Raw genomic sequence first — 19,186 nt, forward strand, 5'->3', positions numbered from 1 at the left:
TGAGGCCCGACAGGCGAGACTCTGGCCATGCAACGCGGCGCACACGACCCTGTCGATCTCGAACGCATCGATCCGGCCCAGAACATGGCGCGGTTCTATCGGCTGTCTGTGCAGCCCACCCTGTTCGGAGAACAATCGGTCATCCGGAGTTGGGGGCGCATCGGCACACGGGGCCGCAGCATGATGGTCACCTATGCAACGGAAGGCGACGCTGTCAAAGCCTGCAAGAAACTTGTGCGCAGCAAGGTGGCAAAGGGGTATCTTTGCCTGAGCGACGCCGAGGAGCTGTGAGGTATAGATTTGATTTCTATACCTCAGGGCATGGAACTGGCAGATATCCGGTTGGCCGGAATTCCGGTATGACGAGGCCGCACTCGCACCGCTTGAGCCGCGCGTCTTGCTGAGCGATGAAGCCATGAAGACCAGTGCCATCGAGCGAAAGCGAAAGGACTATTACGATCAGCTTGAGCGACACCAGAAGACACTGGATGTCACGCCGTGGTTGGTATGGTTCGTAGAGGCCGTTCTGGAAGCGCAGCAGGTCACCCTGAACCGCGTGGGCTTTTTCATTGCCAAGGCACATTTCTATGACTGGCACCGCGATCAACTGAACAAACGGCAGGCCAAGTCGGCCCTGCGGATGTTCCGCGAAGGGCCAGATGGGTTCAAGGATGGCTTGAGTGCCGAGAACTATATTTCGATCACCGGGACATCGCGCGCGACCGCTACGAGGGGTCTAAAAGAACTTGTCGAGATTGGAGCCCTGACGCGCACAGGCGAACGCCGACACATGTGTTATTGGCTGAATCTTGAAGACTTCGGCGGGTAGTGCATTGTTGGTGGAGAGGGGCGGACAGTCGACCTTCGTCGCGTGTGCGAGGTGGCTTTTGACCTTCGAACGAAAGGTCGCTTAAGTGAGCAACCGGAGCGGCATCAAACCGTGACAGGTCCACCAGTAGTTTCGGACGCCGTATTTCCTTTGAGATTGTGCCTCCTTTATCGCTATCATGTATCTAGATGGACGATTGAGGGAGGAACGTGTGCCTCATAATGACATTCCGCAGGGAAATAGTACATCCATCCCGACAAGAGAAGACGTGAATAGCACGTCGGACCTGTGCGAACAAGATCCTTATGCCCTATCCAACTCTTGCTTCCGGACGTTTAACGATGCCGGGCACTTTGCCCAAGCGATCCCTGGAGGGCGTTTTGGCCTGACTCTAGACGATGGCCGAGAGTTCGCGTCCACACTCCGCGTGACCAGCCTGACGGATGGTATCGCCGTGCGCGGTGTCTCACTGTCGCAATCGGTGTCGTTGCGATCAGAATTTACGGGTGGTGATAATCCATCCACAACGTTTCTTTTTCCGGTCCTTAGCGCGCGGAACATCGTAATTGATGGACGCAGCTTCGATGATGAGCTTGTTATTTCTCGCGAGCCGGGACAATCGCCGTTTATGCGAACTCAAGGAATAACGGAAATCGGCTGCATTGTGGTTAGGCAAGAGGCCCTGCGAAGAGCGGCTGATATGCTCTATGGCCATGAGTTTCCTAAAATTTTCCATTGCCCAGCCTCATTCGTACCACCGGATCGAGAGCGCCTGGAAGCTTTGCGAAGCGCGTATTTAAGCGCTAGCAGAATCCCTCAGCAACATTCCATTGCTGCCCTAAATTCTGTCGGAAAAACCGGAATCAGAAGCGTCCGGGATAACGTAGTCGCCTCGCTTCTGGAGGTTCTTGTCGACAGTCAGGTTAAACGGGATCACCTTGCCCACCAGCGACAGACGGCGCACATGGCCCGGATAGATCGACTGATAGAAGAGCATCGGGACGAGCCAATCGGGTTGCAGAAATTGTGCGAAGAAGCCGGCATTGCACTGCGTACGGCAGAATCCATCATCCGAAACCGTAGCGGGATGACAGCGCTTCAGTATCTGAAACGGCGGAGCCTAGCGTTTGCTAGGGAAAATCTGTTGCAAGCTGGCCCCGAAACGACTGTTACCCAAGTCGCGATGCAACACGGCTTTTTCCATCTCGGTCGATTTTCGGGTTTCTATCGATCAGTTTATGGCGAATTGCCGATTGCAACGCTTAAACGGGGCATTTGGTAGGCGGCACCGGGCTGATATCCTTTCTAATTCCGGCAAGACAATTCATCTGCCTTTCGCAGAAGGGCGGCTCCGCTACTGATATCAGCCCTATAAACAGATCGGCAGCGAGGGAGGAAATGCGATCGCCTCACACAAAGCGATTGGGGAAATTAAATAAAAACTTGCGGGTTTTGGATAGCTTGCTTTCGCATTGTCGTGCGATTTGCGACAATGTCGCGATCTTCCTCTCGAAAATGGTAAGTGACGCCTATCGTTGTTTTGAATTGTAGGTATGGCTAAAGATTACCCGTTTTGGTTGTATTTTGTGTAGCATTTGAGTTAAGTATTTAAAGCTGGTTAAGCTAGTTAAACAACCTTCTTCGAGAGGAAATGGCGACGGAAAAGCCTTTGAGTTTCATACGAATCGGACGTTCGAAATTACAACTTTAGAGAGCAACACCGGGGCGGTTTCTGTGCGGCGAAGAGGAGGTTGACGGAGAACCTCGGCGATACATCAGTGTATTGAGCCGTTGCCGGGGACAACTGGTCCGTAGGAGGCAGTGTTGAGTAATTTAGTCACAGCATTCCGAGTGGCGCTTCGCCATTGCTGGTCATTGCTCTTGGCACATGTGTTCATGCGGGCCGTCATTTTGGTGATGCTGGTTCCAGCGGTAGGGTTTGTGCTTAGCTTGGCATTGCTTTGGACCGGAACACCTGCAATGACCGATCAGGACATCGCCAAGTTTATTCTGAGTCCCATAGGCTTCGCGGCCCTCTTGGGCGTAGCAGGTTTCCTCTTTGTGGCTGTTGTACTGGACCTCGCTCTGATGAGCATCATGGTGCAGCAAGGCTGGCCGACGATTGAGCAAATTTTTCGAATGAACATCCCGTATCTTGCAACGCGATTGGTGCGGTTGTTTGTTTTTGGCATTCTGCTTCTGGTGCGCATTCTGGCGATCACTGCGCCATTCGTCTTGGTTTTGGGCCTGATGCTGATCTTGTTGATCGGCGAGTATGACATCAACTACTACCTCACTTATTGGCCATCGGAATTCGTGATTGCCGTCGTCGTAGGTGCAGGCATTGTCCTCGTGTTGGCTCTCGTTTTGGCATGGATGCTATCGGGCTGGGCTCTGGCGCTGCACCTGCTGCTGTTCGAGCACACGCCGCCGCGGAAGTGTTTCGCGCAGAGTGCCGCGCTGATCGCCAACGACCGGATGCGTATCTTTACCCGTGTCGTTGGCTGGGCCGTGGTGCGTTTCCTCCTGCTCTCGGCGGTTGCGATGGTCATGGGGCTGTTGACGCAACAGGTGCAAGATGCGGTCTTGCCCGATTTGCGCGGGGTGGTGATTGTCACGCTGCTCGCATTGGCGCTATGGGGCTTCGCGAATGCAGTTGCCTCCGGTGTGGCCAATGGCGCGTTGGCCTTCTTGCTGATGCAGTTTTACCGTTTGAAAAATGGCGAAAACCCTCCGGTAGCCAAGCCCGAGAGGCAAAGCGCGGCACTTGATCGTCATCGCGGTCTGGGTGCCATTCTGGTGGTCATGGTGGCGTTTGCAATTGCATCCGTGGCCCTTCTCCAAGAAATACTGGCGAGCGTTGCGTACCCCAGCACAGTCGAGGTCATCGCCCACCGGGGTGCTGCGGCCCTGCGCCCTGAGAACACGCTTGTCGCAGTGGACAAAGCGCTGAAGGACGGCGCGGACTGGGTCGAGATCGACGTGCAGGAAACCGTGGATGGCGTAGTGGTGGTGGCCCACGATAGTGACCTGATGAAATTGGGGAATGTGAGTACAAAGATTTCAGATATTACCCTGAATGACCTCAGAGAGATTGATATCGGCAGTTGGTTTGATCCGAAATACTCGGATCAACGAACCCCGACCCTGAAAGAGGTTCTGGAACTGGCGCAGGGGCGCGGCAGGGTTCTGATCGAGCTGAAATACTATGGGCGTGATGTCTCGCTGGAAGAGCGCGTTGCGCAAACCGTCGAAAGCACGGGCATGGACCAGGACGTCATGACTATGTCGCTCAAGCACGAAGGTATACGCAAGATGAAGCAGATCCGGCCCGACTGGCCCGCTGGTGTTCTTGCGGCGCGTGCTATCGGAAACCTATCGCGCATCAAAAGCGATTTTGTGGCTGTGAACACCGGGCAGGTGTCGCTTCGGCTTATACGCCAAGCGCATGCTGCGGAGAAAAAGATCTATGTCTGGACGGTCGACAATTCGCTTACCATGTCGCGCATGATCTCGATGGGTGTTGACGGCCTGATTACGAACAACCCCGCACTGGCGCGGCACGTGATCAAGGAAAGAAAAGCGTTGAGCAGTGGAGAAAGGCTAGTTCTTTGGCTCTGTGACCGGTTCCGACTTGATAGTCTCAATCTGATTGCAGACGAGAAGGATGCTTAATGTCGCATAAGAGATTTCAGCCAAAATCGACACAGGATGTACGGTAAGGAAACGGCATGGGGGAACGCGTGACCTGGCCAATGAAGGTTGAGCAAGAAAGCCAAATGGAGGACCCGGAATGAAAACGCGAGTATCGCAAGCAGGGGCAGGCATCGTTGCGCTGGTCGGTGGTTTACTGGGATTACTCAATCCGATCACGGCCCAGATAGCTTCTACCACGATTGCAGGTTTTGCACTGGTTATCATGGGGCTCTTGCAAGGACGCACAGCGCTGCACCCGGAGAACATGAAGGAAAGAGTTGGAGCTGCGATCTTTGCCGTCGCGGGGCTTTTTTTGGGACTTTCCCTTTTGTTCGGCGCGTTCGGGAATGGCTCGTTGCTGAGTTTCATTCTGGGGACGCTTCTTCTTGTTTCTGGCGCGGCGAAGCTTTGGCTTTCGCGGATATTAGAGAACGGCTCGTTCTCTTACACACTGATCGCCCTGGGATTTGTTTCCGTGGTGCTGGGCCTTTTGGTGTTCGCTTCCGTTGAGATGCGACTGGGCTTTATCCTGTCGTTTGAACTGTTGGTCGATGGGGTCGCGTTGTTGATACTGGCGCTGTGCAGGAAAGATCCGAAGGCCACCGCATGACGCGTCACATGCCCGATACCGCGACGCTGCGTTCGCAAACCCGATTCCAAAGGGCATAGATGTGCGAAGACTGCTGCTTTTCCTGCTCTGTTTCTTGTGCGGTAATGTGGTTGCACAACCCGCTGAGCAACACCCCTTGGCCCCGCTCGACCTTTCCAGTCCGCAGGCGACGTACATGTCCTTCCTGAGCAAAGCCAGGCAGGTCGAGGTAAGCTATCTGGCTTACCGCTCCGATCAATCGGCGACGGGGGCTGCCGCCGTGCTCGAGCGCCTCGGGAGGACGGCGCAGAGCCTCGACCTGAGCCAGATCCCAGTGGCGCAGCGCAATGAAGTCGCTGTCTTGCGAGTGGCGCAATTGTTCGATGTGCTGGTGCGGCTTCCAAAACTCGACCCGTCCGAGATACCCGGAGAGACCGAAGACCTGCCGGATGTCTGGGCCATACCCGACACCGAAATCCAAATCGCGCGTGCCGAAGGCACAAGAGAACCGCCAACGTATCTTTTTTCTGCGAGTACCGTGGCGCGGCTACCCGAATTTCACGCCCGCATCATCGACTACCCGCCGACACAACCGACGGCCTACCCAAACTGGACTAGGGTTGTCATGGCGTTTACCGGGCCGATGATCCCCAATGAGCTGGCCGAGAACCTTCCGGCGGTGTTGAAGAGCCCCTTCCTGGGAACGCAAGTCTGGAAAGCCCTTCTTACGGTACTGATCTGGGCGTTGATCGGCGCATTGGCCTGCGGATGGGCTTTGTTCATCCGGCGCGGTCAAGACGAAAGCCGTACAGCGGTCGCACGTCTTGTCCGCCAGATCAGTGTTCCCATGATGTTCGCATTTCTCGTCTGGCTGGCCCACCTTTTCGCAATCTATCAAAGCAGCCTTGCCGGGTTGTTCGCGAACATCGAGATCATCTTGACGACCATCGCGCTGTATATTGCCTTTGCGTTGATCGCGTTTCTAGCGACGCGCCTCGTGGCCGAACTGATCATCGCATTGCCGTTCATCCCTGATCGCCGATATGACACCCATCTGCTACATCTTGTAAGCCATGTAGGCGGGATCGCCGCCGCCTGTGCAATTCTTGTCATCGGAGCGGACCGGATCGGAGTGCCTGCCTTCGGGTTGCTTGCTGGTCTCGGTGTCGGTGGTGTGGCATTGGCGCTTGCCGCCCAGTCGACGGTGGAAAACGTACTCGGCGGGATTTCGATATTTGCGGACAGACCGTTCCGCATCGGGGATTTCATCCAGTATGGCACAAGTACGGGCACGGTGGAATTGATCGGCCCAAGATCATCGAGGATCAGGGGCCTCGATGGGACGCTAACCACGGTACCCAATGCCGACCTCGCGAAGATGCATATCGTCAACTACTCGGCGCGTGATAAATGCCTTCTTATACAGAGCGTCGGGCTGCGGTATGAAACCACGCAACTGCAACTGGAATGGATACTCGCCACCATTGCGCGGCGCTTTGCTGCGCATGAGATGGTCGAAGAAGTTCCGGGTATGCCACGAGTACGCCTGTTGGCTTTTGGGCCATCTTCCATCGACATTGAGGTGCGTGCGCATGTCCTGACGTCCGACTACGGTATGTTCCTCGGTGTTCAGGAGGAACTGTTGTTTCTGCTGAGGACAATTATCGAAGAGGGCGGCTCGGGTTTCGCCTATCCAAGCCAAACTATCTACTTAGGACGCGATCACGGATTGGATTCCGAAGCCACTGCGCGCGCGGAGTCTGCGGCTCTTGAGGCGCGGGGACGGCGTGAGATTTCCGATGTGCCCTCAGCATGAAGAGTGTGATGTTGATCTGAAAACCAACTTTGGACCCCACTAGTCCAACCTATTGGAGTATCGCCATGACAAAAACACTTTCAACAATCCACACAACAATCGGCGTGATATGCGCGTTGGTTATGATCCCGTCCTTATGTTTTGCTGAAATGCGATCATTGAATGGCACCGTTACTTATCACGAACGCATGGCACTGCCTGTGGACGCTGTTGTCGAAGTTATGCTGCTGGACGTCTCGTTGGCGGACGCACCTGCGAAGGTTGTGGCGCAAACTCGGTTCATTCCAAAAGGTGAGGTGCCGGTGAAATACACGTTGAACTACGACACAAACGGAATTTCTGATAGGCACCGTTATGCGCTTCGTGCGAAAATATCCGTCAAGGATCAGATGATATTTTCGACAACCAGCCATCACCCTGTTTTTACGGATGGTGCGACATCGACAAATATCATCGTAAAGCGCGTCGGCACAGCGACGTCTACGCCATCCGGACGCTGGCTGGCAAAGCGCATTCAGGGCAAGCACCCGGCAAAAAGCGTACAAACAATACTGGAAATTGCCCCTGACGGTGCTGTTTCGGGCACTGGTGGGTGCAACCGCATACGGGGCAAGGCGAACATCGACGGAGAGCGAATGCGGTTCGGCAACATCGCCGCAACCAACATGCTTTGCCCGCCCGAGGCGATGGAGCAAGAAAGTAGTTTCTTTGCCGCGTTATCGGCTGTCCATAGTTGGCGGGTCGATCCGACAGGTCGGCAACTTCTGCTACTCGATGCGAAGGGAGGGGCCATGTTGGTAATGCAGAAAATGTGACTGCGTGCGAATCTGCGGGGCTGAGATGCAGCCTGGGACGAGCATCACTTTCACAAGCCACTCGAATAGCCCGGCTTGTAATACCTAAAATTGAATGGAGATGAAAAATGAGAATTGGAAAGCTTTTAGGTGTGGCTACCGCCGTAATCGTTGCGGGACACATCCAATTTGCCGGATCAAAGGCACTGGCCGAAACTCAAAGCCATATCGCCCCGGAACTGGTGGAAGAAATCAAATCCGCGGTACAATCCGACGCGGCGCGTCTGGAGAGTATTTTCAAAGACCTCCATCAGAATCCCGAACTCGGTTTCATGGAAACCCGTACCGCAGGCATTATCGCCGAAGAGCTTAAAGCATTGGGCTTTGAAGTTCAGACTGGGATTGGTGGCACTGGGGTGGTCGGTGTCATGGAGAACGGCGAAGGTCCAGTGCTGGCCTATCGTGCAGACATGGACGCGAACGCTGTCGAAGAAGCGACTGGGCTTCCCTATGCCAGCACCGTACACGTGGAGCGTGAGGATGGCTCTGTGTCGCCTGTGGCCCATATGTGTGGTCACGATGCCCATGTCACTTGGATGCTGGGTCTTGCCAAGATCATGGCCGAGAAGAGAGATGACTGGGACGGCACGTTGATCCTGATTGCACAACCCGCCGAAGAGTTGATTCTCGGTGCGCAGGCAATGGTCGACGATGGGCTATGGACTGATTATGGCCTTCCCACACCTGATTACCTGATTGGGTTGCATACAGCGCCCGGCCCTGTTGGCGCAGTCCTCAGTTCGGCCGGCCCGAAAATGGCGGGCACCGATCAGATTGATGTACTGTTCAAAGGTGTGGGTGGTCACGGCTCCATGCCGCAAATGACCAAGGATCCGGTCATCATGGCAGCCTACGCCGTAACGCAATACCAGGCCATTGTGGCGCGTACGATCCAACCACAGCAAACCGCCGTTCTGACAGTCGGATCAATTCAGGCTGGGGTTGACAATAACGTCATCCCGGCAAGTGCCTTGGTCAAGGTAAACCTGCGCTGGTACGATAAAAACGTACGTGAGAAAATGATCGCAGGCATCAAATCCATTAGCGATGGAATCGCGAAAACCTACGGCATGCCCGAAGATCAAATGCCTGAGTATACGATGAAGGGCTATTCGACACCCTTAGTTAATGATGACAAAATGGCAGAGCGACACGCAAAGGCGCTTACCAAGCTTGTGGGTGAAGAAGGAGTTGTCACACAGTTGCCGCCCGCAACCGGGTCAGAAGATGTGCACCTTCTGAAGGGGCCTAACGAAGACGTTGCATTCAACTATCTGATCGTCGGCGTCGCGGATCCAGAAGTATTTCGCGCCTCAGTCGAGGCTGGAAAGGGGCTTCCGTATTCAGCACACAACCCGAATTTCGTTGTTGACCTGAGAGCCATACCTCTTGGTACGGAAGTGGCAGCAGTCGCAACGCTGGAACTTCTGGCCAAAGGGTCTCCGGTTTTGACGAAATCGGGTGAAAGCGACTGACGATTTTCCAATACAGCAATAACAGCACGTACAGCTTATAGGAGCATTGAATATGCTAGCTCAGAACTTAAGAACGCGCTCGAAAGTATTCTCGGCTATCGCGACATCGTTTTCGGCGTTGCAGGCGATCGTTATTGCGATAACGCCTGCCCATGCGACCGAACCCGCCGATACGATCTATCGCGGGGGTGAGATCATCACCATGGAAAGCGATGAACCGCAATATGTGCAGGCTGTTGCCGTCAAGGATGGTTTGATTGCTTTCGTAGGCACCGAAGACGAAGCGGAGGCTTATATCGGGTCGCAGACCAAACAGGTCGACCTGGAGGGCCACACCTTGCTTCCCGGATTTATCGATGCACATGGCCACGTCTGGAACACCGGGTTTCAGGCGCTGGCCGCCAATCTCCTTCCGCCACCAGACGGTGAAGCGCATGACATCGCATCTGTAATTCAGATTACCAAGGACTGGGCGGATAGCAACAAGGCCTCCATTGACAAGGTGGGCTATATCGTTGGCTTCGGCTACGATGACGCCCAGCTAGCCGAAAACCGTCACCCCACTGCCGATGATCTGGACAAGATTTCCGCGGATATTCCTGTCATCCTGCTGCACCAGTCGACCCACCTGGGCGTGATGAATAACAAAGCCTTGGAAATGGTCGGTTACACCGCCGCTACGCAGGATCCGCTTGGGGGGGTGATACAACGGAAAAAGGGAAGCCAGGAACCAAATGGCGTTTTGGAAGAAATGGCACTGTTCAATCCGCTGTTTGCGATCATGGCGCAGTTGGACCAGGATGCCAATACCAAGATCGCTATCGCTGGTATGAATGCTTATGCCGCGCACGGCTTTACCACCGCTCAGGAAGGCCGCGCCACCAAGGCCGTCAGTGAAACCTGGCGCAGCCTCGCGGAGAGTGGTGAGTTGATCCTCGATGTCGATATCTATCCCGATATTCGCGGTGATGCGGATTACCTGCGCGAGGTCGGCACTACTCACGATTACGAGAACGGGTTCCGCGTCGCCGGTGCCAAGCTAAGCCTGGATGGAGCGATCCAGAACTTTACCGCATGGTTGAGCGAGCCTTACAAGAAGCCCCTTCCCGGACAATCGTCAGATTACGCCGGTTACCCTGCAATCGAAGATAACAGCGAAGTGGAAAGCATCGTAGAACTTGCGTATCAGAATGATTGGCAGCTTCTGGTTCATACCAACGGTGACCGTACTAGCGACCAGTTAATCGAAGCGGTGCGCAAGGTTCGCGGCGATATGGGAGACGCCGACCGACGGACCGTCATGGTCCACGCACAGACGGTGAGGGAAGATCAGTTGGATTCGATGAAAGAGCTGGAAATTTTTCCGTCTTTCTTTGCCATGCACACCTACTATTGGGGCGACCTTCACCGCGAAGTCACTCTCGGTAAAGAACGTGCGTATCGTATTTCACCGGCCCAGTCGGCGTTGCAACGCGGCATGATGTTCTCTCAACACCACGATGCGCCAGTTGCCCTGCCCAGTGCGATGGCCATCCTTTCGGCAGCCGTTAATCGAACCAGCCGTACTGGGGATGTCATCGGACCAGATCAACGCATTAGCGCGTATGACGCGCTGCGTGCGCTTACCATTTGGGCTGCTTATCAAGGGTATCAAGAAAACCTTAAAGGTAGCCTAAAGCCAGGAAAATTGGCAGATTTTGTTGTGCTGGATCAAAATCCTTTGAAGGTTGATCCTGCATCCTTGCGAGACATCAAGGTGCTGGAAACCATCAAGAACGATAAGTCAATATTTACTGCTAAGTAAAAACATTACTTTGATACTGTGGAGCGACACGAGCCGAGATAAGGTTTGCTCGTGTCGCTCACTTGTGGATTTGCCACGCTTTCTTACCGCTCCGATGCTCACTTAAGTAACCTTTCGTTCGAAGACCAAGGGGCTTGGTTTTGTCAGGTTGTTTTGCCTCCGCGAATTGATTGCAAGAGCGAGGGTGCTACACAGCCAGTCTGCTTGTGTATTCGCTCCAGAGGGCGAAGGTCTGGATCAAGCCGATTTTGTTGAAAAACTCTGCAAACCAAAAACCGTCTCGAAATTTCGGAATAGTGTTCCCTCAAATCACGCTCTGGCAAACCGTGTTTGCATAACGGCGCCCTGGCGGGGTCATGTTCTGTCGGTTTGCCCGCTCTTGGCCGGACACCGACTTTTTCAACACAATCAACCCTAAGCTATCATTCGTTGCGCCTCGAAGGTAATAATCTCATCCTCCGACTGCGGTGTTCTTGCATGCTGATAATTGCCTGACACCTGCACATCCATGAAACCGGCGGCCTGGAGGGCCAGCCGGAACTCATGGACACCCCACCAACGCAGTTTGAACAATTCCAACTCGGTCTCTATCAGCGCCCCATTGTGCCAGCGGTCATAGCGATTGTGAGAAAGCGTCGTCTGCGCGAGATAGTTGGTCTCTATCCGGCTGTCGGTCAAGGTCAGCAGGTCACCACCTTCGGTGGTCCAACTCCGAATGGGCCCGGGAGGAGCAAGTATGCTACCAATCGGATCGAGGTCGATGATCAATCGCCCCCTGGGTGCCAGGTGATCATAAAAGCGCTTCAATACGGCGGCTGCGTCAATTTCATCGGTGATGAGCTGAAATGATCCAGCCGGAACGATGATAGCTGCGAAGCTCTTGTCGTAGGAGAATTTCTCGAACGTCTGCAGGGTCAAATTCACCGAAAGGTTCCGCTCCCGGCACTCATCCCGACAGTAATTCAGCATCTCCTCAGAGGCATCGAAGCCCTCGATCTGGAAGCCCTCCTGCAGCAGTGGCACAAAAATCCGGCCATTGCCTACAGCGGGCTCAAGAATCGGGCCATGACATTGTGTGAGACGGTCCCGGTAATACTCCAGATCACCAAAGGACCGGCCGACCGGCTTATCGAGATTGTAGACCCAAGATGAGAGCGCCCCATATCGATTGTTTCGCATGCTATTGAAACCTCCGTTGTCCGCCGCAAGGTCTATCTTCTTTGCGCTAAAGGCGTATGGGTCAAGTCAGATCCGATCAAGCTCGCCAACAATCGAGGGGGCATTCAGAGTTCGCGAATTAAAGCGTTCCGCCTTTAACCTGAGGCATCGGCGAAAGGCGGAACGCGTGCAACGATTGAGCGGAGCACTGCGTTTCGCGAAAATCTGTGATTCAGGTTTTTCGCGAAACGCTTTAGTATCGAGCGAAGCCCAACGACCGCTTCGTTCGCAGACTGTGAGTTCAGCTGGCACTCGAATCCGCGCTCTCAGTGAACGGTGGCTTCGACGGGCCGCAATGTAGCATCAGTTGACCATGTTCAAGGTCCGCTCAGGGCCGTTTTCGGAAAACCGAGGAAACGCCAGTCGCTAGATTATCATTGCAAACGTGAGATAGGCAAAACCCAAGCGCTTTATGGACCTTGATATAGACATCCGGCTTTTAACCGTTTGGCGTTTATACTTGATCGTACTTGGGTGGTAAGTTGAAGGGAGAAATGAACGCGTAAACAGTCCGGGGCACCTGTTATCTGCACACCCACCGTTTCGGGGACCACTCTACCATAGAAGACTGCAGCAAGGGGCGGTGCAGCGGGGACTTCGAACTGCACGTCGGGGTCTTTCGCATCATCACGCATTACGGGCATCGCACCGTTGGCAAGCCGGGCTGTGAATTGCACGGTCCCGATGGTAAAAAGCACCTCCGCCTCCATATTCCGCGCCGCCTCTGTATCGAGCATCGTTCGCAGCGACAGCATGAATGAAACCGGTGAAAGAGGGAGCGTCGGGTCGTGCAACGGTGAGGCGGCGGCCCACCGGCCCAGTTCTTGCATGACCGGCTCCACGGCATAACCCCATTCGGTCAGCACCTTGGCACTGATGCCCGGCAGGTTTGCACGAATGTCGCTGAAGCGTCGCGGCCCGAACATCAACTCGCGCACGATCGGCAATGACCAGCTGTCATGGCCACGTAATTCGTGAGACTCGCGAATGATTTTCTCGTTTGATTTCAGTGGCGATTTGGTAGTGTTAACTCTGGGATGGTAAAGTGATTTATGAGATGGTGACTTTAACCGTCAGACAGTTTTCTTTTTGGATAACTTTAGACTTTGACCGAAGAAGCAAGTGACAAAGCCCTAGAAAGGGCGGAGGTGCTCAGGCCATCCATATCGATAACGGGCGGGATTTTCGGGGCGACATCTACTTAGCAAACTCCATGAGCGCCCCAGCGTGATCATCACCACCAACCTCAGCTTCTCGGAATGGGCGCAGGTCTTCGGGGATGCAAAGATGACCACGGCCCTCTTGGATCGGCTTACCCACCGCTGCCACATTCTCGAAACCGGCAACGACAGCTACCGCTTCAAGGCCAGCTCAGAGACTGCAAAGAAAACAGCAAAGGAGACCAAAACATAGACCACGGCGCATAACGGAGAGTGGGTCAAATCTCGGTGAAAATACCGGGTCAGTTCTCAGTGACAATCAACAGCCATCGCACCATTCCTTGGATTGCATGTATTATGTCAGCATTGCATACCTATATTGAGGCATCCAGCAGTTTTGCGACAACCCAGACCTCATGCGCGCCCCTATGCCGGGCATGGCGCCTGTCGTTCAGACCTTTTCAAGCAGGATCGCCGCGCCTTGCCCCACGCCGATACACATCGTGGCCAAGGCATAGCGCTTGCCGGTCTTTTGCAGGTCAAGCGCGGCGGTGCCCGTGATGCGGGCACCGGACATGCCAAGCGGATGGCCTAGCGCGATTGCCCCGCCGTTGCGGTTGACGCGCGGATCATCGTCGGACAGGCCGAGACCGCGCAGCACCGCAAGGCCCTGTGCGGCGAAGGCCTCGTTGAGTTCGATCACGCCGATCTGGTCGATCCCAACGCCGGTCATGGCGCAGAGCTTTTGCACCGCCGGCACCGGTCCATAGCCCATGACGCGCGGCGCAATCCCGGCAGAGGTCGCGCCGACCACCCGGGCCATCGGACGTAAGCCTTGGGCCTTGGCGCCCGCCTCGGAGGCGAGGATCAAACCTGCGGCCCCGTCATTCACGCCGCTGGCGTTGCCAGCCGTCACCGTTCCGTCCGGGCGGACGATGGGCCGCAGGCGTGCGAGATCCTCAAGCGTCGTGCCGGCGCGCGGGTGTTCATCCTGCGCGACCTCGGCGGTCTTGCCGCGGCCCAAGGGCACCGTGACCGGGGCGATTTCGGCGCCGAGGCGCCCCGAGGCGATGGCCTTGGCCGTGCGCTCTTGCGAGCGCAGCGCGAAGCTGTCCTGCGCGTCGCGCGCAATGGCGTGATCGTCGGCGACATTCTCGGCGGTTTCGGGCATTGAGGCAGTGCCGAATGCCGCCTGCATCCTTGGATTGACGAACCGCCAGCCGATGGTCGTGTCGTGGATTTCCGCGGTGCGGGAAAAACCCGTTTCGGCCTTTGGCATGACGAAAGGGGCGCGGCTCATGCTTTCGACGCCACCGGCGAGGGTGAGCGTCATCTCGCCCGCGCGGATGGCGCGTGCCGCCGCGGCCACGGCCTCAAGCCCCGATCCGCAGAGCCGGTTGACGGTGACGCCCGGTACGGTTTCGGGAAGGCCGGCCAGCAAGAGGGCCATGCGCGCGACATTGCGGTTGTCTTCGCCCGCTTGATTGGCGCAGCCGAGCCAGACTTCCTCGATTGCGGCGGCGTCCAGATCGGGGTTGCGCGCCAAGAGTGCGGTCAGGGGATGCGCCGCCAGATCGTCAGCCCGGACCTTCGACAAGGCACCGCCGTACCGGCCGATGGGCGTTCGGATGTAGTCGCAGATGAAGGCGTCGGTCATGGGTTATTCCGTTTTTTCCTGGTTAAGGTCGGCCAAGGCCTGGCCCTGCGCGACACGCTGTTCGAGATCGGGCGGCAGGCGCCATGACAGGGGATCGTCCTGCGCATAGCGCCTGACCCGGTCGCGCACCTCTTCAAACCCGATCCTGTCGGCGTGGTGCATGATGCCGCCGCGCCAGCGCGGGAAGCCGTAGCCATGGACAAGCACGAGGTCGATGTCGGCAGGGCGGCGGGCGATGCCCTCGTGCAGGATGTGCAGGCTTTCGCAGATCATCGCCGTGGTGGCGCGCGCGACGATTTCATCGTCGGTGAAGGCGCGCCTTTGGCACCCGGCTTCTTTCGAGGCGGTTTCCACCAGTTCCGCAACCTGCGTTGACGGGCGCGCGCCATCATCGGTGTAATCGTACCAGCCGGCACCTGTTTTGCGCCCGAGGCGTCCGAGGTCTTCGACCATGCGGTCGGCGATCGGAACATGCCGGGCATCCTGCGTATCACGCAGGGTCTTGCGCTGCCGGTTGGCATAGGCGATGTCGAGGCCCGAAAGGTCCTGTACGGCATAGGGACCCATGGCCATCCCGAATGCGACCATGGCGCTATCCACCTGCCAGGGCATCGCTCCGTCGAGAAGCATGATGTCGCAAACCTGTCGATAGGCGGTCAGGATGCGATTGCCGATGAACCCGTCGCAGACCCCGGCCTCGACCGGCACCTTGCGCAGCCGCGCGGCCAAGGCAAAGGCGCTGGCCAGCGTGGTTTGGGAAGTGTTGTTGGTGCGGATGATCTCGACAAGTTTCATCACATGGGCTGGGCTGAAAAAATGCAGGCCGAGGCAGCGTTCGGGCGCGCGGATACCTTCGAAGATGCGGTTCACGTCCAGATAGGAGGTATTGGTGGCCAGGATCGTTTCGCACGGCAGGGCGGCATCAAGTGCGGCGAATACCGCGCGCTTGACCTGGATTTCCTCGAACACGGCCTCGATCGCGATATCGACCGGCGGCAGCGCCTTGTAGCCGGTGCGTACGGCGATGCGGGACTTGCCGGCCTTGGCCTCCTCCGGGGTCGACTTGCCGCGCTTCACCCCTTCGTCGAAAAGTTTGTCGATATTGGTGCGGGCGCGTTCGGCCGCGGCGGTATCGACCTCGACCAAGGTGGTGGTAACGCCGATACTATCCAGCGCATAGGCGATCCCGGCCCCCATGGTGCCGCCGCCCACCACCACGGCGGAGGACAGGGATTTTGGCGCCGCCTCGAATCCATTGCTGCGCGCGGCGGCGGCGCGTTCGGCGAAAAAGACGTGGCGCAACGCCTTGGCCTGCGGGCCTTGGCGGAGGTCGAGGAATTGTGCCCGCTCGTTCTCTAGCCCTTGGGCCGGCGGGGTATGTGCGGTAGCTTCGATCAGGTCAAGCGCGGCCTGCGGGGCGATTTGCCCGCGCGCCCGTTTGTGCGCTTTGTCCCGTGCGGCCTTGATGGCGTTGGGGTTCGGGGCAGGGGCAGGCCGATCGAGGGCGGGCTGTCGTGCCTGAAGGGTGTCGAGTGACACGGACTTGGCCGCTTCGACGGGATCGTCGGCGATCGCGTCGATCAGGCCGAGATCAAGGGCCTCTTCGGCGGTGATGCGCGCGCCTTCGGAAATCAGTTTTGCCGCCGCTTCGATCCCTATCAGCCGGGGCAGGCGCTGCGTTCCGCCCGCACCGGGCACGACGCCGAGCGTGACCTCGGGCAAGCCGAGACGACAGCCCGGCGCGGCGATCCGTATCCGGCAGGCCAGCGCGATTTCCAGCCCGCCGCCCAAGGCCATGCCGTTCAGTGCGGCGATGGCGGGCAGTTGTTCGAGCCGGGCCAGAACCCCGGGTAGATGCGGCGGCCGGGCAGGCTGGTCGAATTCCTTGGCATCCGCGCCCGCCGCGAAGGCCTTGCCCGCGCCGGTCACGATGACCTTGTCGGCGCGCGCGTCTTCGGCGGCCCGAACAGCCGCGTCAAGCCCTTGGCGGACCTGGTGCCCGATGACGTTGACCGGCGGGTTGTCGAGGGTCATGCGGCATTGGCCCTCCGATATCTCGACGCCGACGGCAGAGCTATTGTCTTGCGATGTCTTATCCATCTTGACCCCCTGTTTTTGTCAGATTCCGCGCGCCGTTTCCGGCCGACCGGCGGCCCGACAGGAACAAGGCCGCGAGGGCCGCCACCAGAACCGCCAGCCCGGCGAGTTCGGTATCGCGGTTCGGGATCAGCAGAAGGGCGCCCGAGACGAACAAGGCCAGTCGGGCCGCCGTCCCGATCCGCCCAACCCCGTAGAGGTAGGATTCGAAGGCGCAGGAAACCAGCGTTAAGGCCAGCGCCGCGGTTCCCACGGCGGCAACGACGGTCAAGGTTGGCCCATCCAGCAGCAGCGCGGGTTCGTAGACAAAGACGAAGGGGAGGACGAAAAGCGTGGCCCCGAGGCGCATGGCCTTGAAGGCCGATTGCATGCCGGATGCCCCGGCGATCTGGGCCGCGGTGATCGCGGCGAGCGCGACCGGCGGGGTGATATACGAGAGCATCCCCCAGTAGAGCACGAAAAGGTGGGAGCCGATGGGGTTCAGCCCCAGTTCGACCAGCGCGGGGGCCAGCAGGGTGGCCAGAAAGATATAGCAGGCGCTGACGGTCATCCCCATGCCAAGGACAAAGCTGGTCAAGGCCCCGAGGATCAAGAGCAGCGGGACGCTTTCACCGCCGTACTGGATCAGTTCGCGGGAAAAGGCGCTGCCCACCCCCGTGATCGCCAGCGAACCGACGACCATGCCGATCCCGCAAAGGGTTGCCACCAGATGCGCGATATTGCCCGTCACGTCCTGCAGCACGGCCATGACCTTGTCGAAACCGGGGAGCCTGCGATACTTCAGCAGGGCCAGCCCGAGCATGAGCGCGGTGGCGTAATAGGCGGCCCATGACGGGCTGAACAAAAAGAGCATGACCACGAGGGCCAGCAGCGAAGTCAGATGGTGCCAGCCGTCGCGCAGGACGGTGGCGAGACTCGTCCGTTCCTCGCCGGTTTCACCGGTGAGACCTTCGCGGGCGGCGTAGAGATCGACCTGCAGGACGAGGGCGATGTAGTAAAGCAGCGCAGGCACGAGGGCTGCGACCATTATCGTGGTGTAGGGCACATCCAGAAACGAGGCCATGATGAAGGCCACGGCGCCCATCACGGGCGGCATGAGGGTGCCACCAGTCGAGGCGCAGGATTCGGCGGCGGCGGCGTATTGCGCCGGATAGCCCGCTTTCTTCATGGCCGGGATCGTAAGCCGCCCGGTGGTCAGGATGTTCGAGATCACGCTGCCCGAGAGAGATCCGAACAGGCCGCTGGAGAGAACGGCCACCTTGGCGGCCCCGCCGCGCGTGCGGCCCATCAGTGCCATCGACAGATCCATGAAGAACTGCCCGCCCCCCATGCTTGTCAGGAAGGAGCCGAAGATGATGAAGCCGACGAGCGTATCGGCGACCACGCGCAGCGGGATGCCGATGATGCTTTCCATGCCCATGGCATGGGCCGCGACAGTTTCCGACAGGGTAAAGGACGGCCCCCAGAGAAAGGCGGGCATATGGTCGGCAAAAACGGGGTAGACCGCGAAGATCGCACAGATCACCATCAGCAGCGTCCCGGCTGTGCGGCGCACCGCCTCAAGCGACAGCAGCACCAGCACCCCGGACAGAAGCGCGGCCTGCGGTGGTGCTACGACCTCCCAGCCACGGGCAATGATCGTTTCGGCATGCCACGCAAGGTAGCCGCAACTGATCACGGTCAAGGCGATCAGCCCAAGATCAAGGAGGTTCACAGGCGGGTCGCTGAGACCCTTTCGCCGGGCCGGGCTGATCAGGAAGGCCGCGGCGAGGAACACACCGATAATGCAATAGTAATACCGGTTCGCGAGCAGCGGGAAGGCGCCAAACAGCGACAGGTTGAAGGTTTGCACCACGATAATCGAAAGCCCGAGAACACCGAGGTTGGCAAGAGCCGTGCGTACAAGCGGTGTCAGGCGTGCGGTGGGGCCCGCAGTCAGAGGGTCAGCCATGTCGCGTCTCCAAGGGCTGTTCGGTCGAACCAACCCATGC

The 19,186-nt window shown here is 57.6% G+C and carries 13 protein-coding genes and 2 pseudogenes; 10 read left to right on the forward strand and 5 right to left on the reverse strand.

The genetic code is table 11. The features are described 5' to 3' along the window. The first annotated feature begins 27 nt into the window (after positions 1-27). The 9 genes and pseudogenes from RBB32_RS07420 (at position 28) to RBB32_RS07460 (ending at position 11,063) form a co-directional block, all read left to right on the forward strand. Positions 28-291: a WGR domain-containing protein gene (locus RBB32_RS07420; protein WP_306152073.1), complete on the forward strand. Its 264-nt coding sequence runs from the start codon at positions 28-30 to the stop codon at positions 289-291. A gap of 139 nt (positions 292-430) precedes the next feature. Next, positions 431-829, forward strand: a pseudogene (locus tag RBB32_RS07425) (Fic family protein); the annotation flags it as partial. 427 nt (positions 830-1,256) lie between these two features. After that, on the forward strand, positions 1,257-2,111 hold the full coding sequence (locus RBB32_RS07430; protein ID WP_306152075.1) for an AraC family transcriptional regulator: 855 nt from the start codon (positions 1,257-1,259) through the stop codon (positions 2,109-2,111). Positions 2,112-2,653: 542 nt separating this feature from the next. Next, positions 2,654-4,504, forward strand: coding sequence for a glycerophosphodiester phosphodiesterase family protein (locus RBB32_RS07435; RefSeq protein WP_306152076.1), 1,851 nt, complete (start codon positions 2,654-2,656; stop codon positions 4,502-4,504). Between the two features lie 118 nt (positions 4,505-4,622). After that, entirely contained in the window at positions 4,623-5,135 is a 513-nt protein-coding gene (locus RBB32_RS07440) for a DUF308 domain-containing protein (RefSeq protein WP_306152077.1), read from the forward strand. 136 nt (positions 5,136-5,271) lie between these two features. Then, positions 5,272-6,930, forward strand: coding sequence for a mechanosensitive ion channel family protein (locus RBB32_RS07445; RefSeq protein WP_306152078.1), 1,659 nt, complete (start codon positions 5,272-5,274; stop codon positions 6,928-6,930). A 65-nt stretch (positions 6,931-6,995) separates the two neighbouring features. Beyond that, positions 6,996-7,745: a YbaY family lipoprotein gene (locus tag RBB32_RS07450; RefSeq protein ID WP_306152079.1), complete on the forward strand. Its 750-nt coding sequence runs from the start codon at positions 6,996-6,998 to the stop codon at positions 7,743-7,745. 107 nt (positions 7,746-7,852) lie between these two features. Next, a complete protein-coding gene (locus tag RBB32_RS07455; protein ID WP_306152080.1) occupies positions 7,853-9,259 on the forward strand; it encodes an amidohydrolase in 1,407 nt (468 codons plus the stop codon). Between the two features lie 52 nt (positions 9,260-9,311). Beyond that, the gene (locus tag RBB32_RS07460) at positions 9,312-11,063 is read left to right on the forward strand and encodes an amidohydrolase (RefSeq protein ID WP_306152081.1); all 1,752 of its coding nucleotides are present in this window, start codon (positions 9,312-9,314) and stop codon (positions 11,061-11,063) included. Positions 11,064-11,477: 414 nt separating this feature from the next. Here the strand turns inward: RBB32_RS07460 and RBB32_RS07465 are convergent, their stop codons facing one another. After that, on the reverse strand, positions 11,478-12,242 hold the full coding sequence (locus tag RBB32_RS07465) for a class I SAM-dependent methyltransferase (RefSeq protein WP_306152082.1): 765 nt from the start codon (positions 12,240-12,242) through the stop codon (positions 11,478-11,480). Positions 12,243-12,691: 449 nt separating this feature from the next. Next, on the reverse strand, positions 12,692-13,219 hold the full coding sequence (locus RBB32_RS07470) for a helix-turn-helix domain-containing protein (RefSeq protein WP_306152083.1): 528 nt from the start codon (positions 13,217-13,219) through the stop codon (positions 12,692-12,694). A gap of 256 nt (positions 13,220-13,475) precedes the next feature. Between RBB32_RS07470 and RBB32_RS07475 the strand changes: the two are divergent. Next, positions 13,476-13,694, forward strand: a pseudogene (locus RBB32_RS07475) (ATP-binding protein); the annotation flags it as partial. A gap of 198 nt (positions 13,695-13,892) precedes the next feature. On the opposite strand, the gene pcaF reads toward RBB32_RS07475, so the two are convergent. The 3 genes from pcaF to RBB32_RS07490 are packed head-to-tail and all read right to left on the reverse strand — an operon-like array spanning position 13,893 to position 19,146. Continuing rightward, positions 13,893-15,098, reverse strand: a complete 1,206-nt coding sequence (gene pcaF, locus RBB32_RS07480) for a 3-oxoadipyl-CoA thiolase (protein ID WP_306152084.1) — start codon at positions 15,096-15,098, stop codon at positions 13,893-13,895. Positions 15,099-15,101: 3 nt separating this feature from the next. Continuing rightward, positions 15,102-17,198, reverse strand: coding sequence for a 3-hydroxyacyl-CoA dehydrogenase NAD-binding domain-containing protein (locus RBB32_RS07485; protein ID WP_306152085.1), 2,097 nt, complete (start codon positions 17,196-17,198; stop codon positions 15,102-15,104). Further along, on the reverse strand, positions 17,191-19,146 hold the full coding sequence (locus RBB32_RS07490; protein ID WP_306152086.1) for a TRAP transporter fused permease subunit: 1,956 nt from the start codon (positions 19,144-19,146) through the stop codon (positions 17,191-17,193). The genes RBB32_RS07485 and RBB32_RS07490 overlap by 8 nt, the downstream gene beginning before the upstream one ends. Between the last annotated feature and the right edge of the window lie 40 nt (positions 19,147-19,186).

Origin of the sequence: Roseovarius sp. MMSF_3281 (assembly GCF_030733685.1) — a bacterium.
Classification (GTDB): Bacteria; Pseudomonadota; Alphaproteobacteria; order Rhodobacterales; family Rhodobacteraceae; genus Roseovarius.